This window comes from Moorena sp. SIO3I6 (genome assembly GCF_010672095.1).
The window spans coordinates 1-2487 of record NZ_JAAHHU010000390.1; the positions used below are offsets into that span (position 1 = coordinate 1).

The 2487-nt window shown below is 44.8% G+C and carries 4 protein-coding genes; all 4 read left to right on the forward strand.

The features are described 5' to 3' along the window. Window positions 1–347, forward strand: a 347-nt coding sequence (locus F6K49_RS36615; RefSeq protein WP_293104769.1) for a hypothetical protein, incomplete at its 5' end; no start/stop codon positions are given. Window positions 348–476: 129 nt separating this feature from the next. Continuing rightward, window positions 477–818, forward strand: a complete 342-nt coding sequence (locus F6K49_RS36620) for a hypothetical protein (RefSeq protein WP_293104772.1) — start codon at window positions 477–479, stop codon at window positions 816–818. 428 nt (window positions 819–1246) lie between these two features. Next, window positions 1247–1612: a hypothetical protein gene (locus F6K49_RS36625; RefSeq protein ID WP_293104775.1), complete on the forward strand. Its 366-nt coding sequence runs from the start codon at window positions 1247–1249 to the stop codon at window positions 1610–1612. A 397-nt stretch (window positions 1613–2009) separates the two neighbouring features. Continuing rightward, window positions 2010–2345, forward strand: a complete 336-nt coding sequence (locus F6K49_RS36630; RefSeq protein ID WP_293104778.1) for a hypothetical protein — start codon at window positions 2010–2012, stop codon at window positions 2343–2345. Window positions 2346–2487: the final 142 nt, after the last annotated feature.

The window sequence follows — 2487 nt, forward strand, 5'->3', positions numbered from 1 at the left end:
TCGTAAATATGGGTTCCGACTCGACACCCGTACTGCTTATAAATACGATATCGAACTGTTTCGCATCGGCTAGACCTACCGGGGCAAAGTCAACAGAGTATTGGCTGAGGGGAAAAGGTCCCCTGACCCCGGTTTTGGGTCTACCATGGCTAGATTTGGTACGAATAAATGATCTCGCCCGATCGCCCTTCAACCCCGATCAGGCCAGTGTTCGGGGTTTGAAAACCGGGTTGAGCCCAATTGACCAGTTTGATGATATTCGTTTTTCTAAGTTTAGTCAAACTGTAGAAAAATTGGATTTTCGGAGTGATTACTATAGTGAGGGCAGTCAAGAAAGCCTAATCTGATTAATGGCAAACCCCCTGTAATGGGTCCGTTTAATTGGAGTGAAAAAAGGCGGATTGGCTGACCGATATACCAGAAAAAAAAACTGGCTTTCAGTCAAGTTACTTCAAGTCAAATAAAGGAGAACAATCATGTCAACTATTGCGGCTAATCAAGACCTGTTTGTAGACTTAAATCAGACCGATTCTGAAACAGTTAGCGGAGGAAGACGGGAGAGGTTTACCGTTGCTAACCAAACTCGTTCCGTCACTATCCCCTATGCGGTTGATGGTGTAAGAACAAAGTTCCCTAAGCCTGGTCAGAAGTCCCTATGGACTACTAACAAGGGCGGAAAGATTACCTTTGACTATGATTTCGGCCGACCAGGAGTGCAACGGCGCAAATACAATTTGTCCAATGGACGTAAATATGGGTTCCGACTCGACACCCGTACTGCTTATAAATACGATATCGAACTGTTTCGCATCGGCTAGACCTACCGGGGCAAAGTCAACAGAGTATAGGGTTAGGGGACTTTTTCCCCTAACCCCTTTTTCGGCTCTAGCATTGCTCCTGAGCGCAGTTTTGCTCAGGAAGTCATAAATGATCAACGCGGATAGCTAGTCAACCACTACCACGGCAGTTCTAGGGATTTCAAAACCGCGTTCATAGGAATTGACCAGTTTGATCAGATTCGTTACAAAACTTGATAATAAAAGTTACAAAAATTTATCTTGGGCTGTAGAAAAATTCGATTTTCCGAGTGATTATATGAGTGAGGGCAGTCAAGAAATAATGGCAAAACCCCTCATAGGGTTCTGTATCAATTGAGCTTAATTACGGCCTCTTTGCTTACCCCTCACCCTAGAGGAAAGATGTACTTCCAGGGAAATTAAGTCAAATTAAATCCAGGAGAAAAATCATGTCAACTATTTGTGCGAATCAAGACCTGTTTGTGGACTTAAATGAGACAGATGCTGAAACAGTCAGTGGCGGCATAGTCAGGCGGGGCGGCGCTGGCCAAAACGAAATCTTCAAGATTAAGAACCAACTCCCTTTCCGTGTTGCCTACATTATCGATGGTCGAGCAAGAAACTTGCGCCCTGGCCAGAGTGTATTATTGTTTACTAACGAGGGAGGAAACGTTACCTTTGACTCTCTCCCCTTCAGACCACGGTTCCGAGCGCGAACAGTCAATGCGGCCAATGGACGTGAGTATGTATTCCAATTTAACAGTAGCACTTTTCGTCCATTTGATATCACCCTCGCTGACAATGGTGCACTTTAGATTGAGGTAAATCTGAAGTGGATTTACGGGGGTTGAATCTCTGAGGTGACACTGTCTTGTCTCAGGTCAGCTCGAACAAGAAATCTCAGGGGCGCAAGCTCAACACAGTATCGGGTCAGGGGACTGTTTCCCCTGACCCCTTTTTTGGCTCTACCATTTCTTGTGAAGATCAGATTTCCCATCGTCGTGGAACACTCTCAACCAAAGTTTAGTTGCGTACGCCTTTTTTTTGCGGTCTTAATATGAACTTTTGTAAATTGCTGCGTAAGTTCCGGAGGTTTCCCTGACAAGTCAATAAAGGGGTAAGCCCAATTAAATCTCAACCGCTTACCCCTGTAGCTGGAACCAGTATTGGTTTCCAGAAAAATCAAGTCACGTTAAATCAAGGATAACCATCATGTCAACTATTTGTGCTAATTCAGACCTGTTCGTAGAGTTAAATCAGACCGATGCTGAAACCATCAGTGGCGGATACGAGGTGTTCACCATTAAGAACAAGACCAAATACAATCTCTACTACACCGTCGATGGTAAGTTGTGGAAGCACAAGCCCAATCAGACTTGGGTCTGGACTGCCTATAAGGGTGGAACCATCAAATTTGATGAAGACATGCGCAGCGGGGTGATCAATTACAAAAAGTACAATTTGGCCAATGGCGGAGTGTATGGATTTTATAACAACACAAAAACCAAAGGCAATCCCTACGATGTCGACCTCTATGACATCGGTTAATCGGTAAATCTCCAAATCTACCTCGGTTGAGTCATTTCTCTGACACGACAGTGTCAATGGTCAGCTGCCACAGCTAACCCCTGATCAATCTCAGGGGCGCAAGGTCAATATCGAATCGGGTCAGGGGAAAAAGTCCCTTGAC

Coding starts and splice junctions, on each gene's coding strand:
- F6K49_RS36620 (WP_293104772.1), top strand. CDS start 477: ATGTCAACTATTGCGGCTAATCAAGACCTGTTTGTAGACTTAAATCAG.
- F6K49_RS36625 (WP_293104775.1), top strand. CDS start 1,247: ATGTCAACTATTTGTGCGAATCAAGACCTGTTTGTGGACTTAAATGAG.
- F6K49_RS36630 (WP_293104778.1), top strand. CDS start 2,010: ATGTCAACTATTTGTGCTAATTCAGACCTGTTCGTAGAGTTAAATCAG.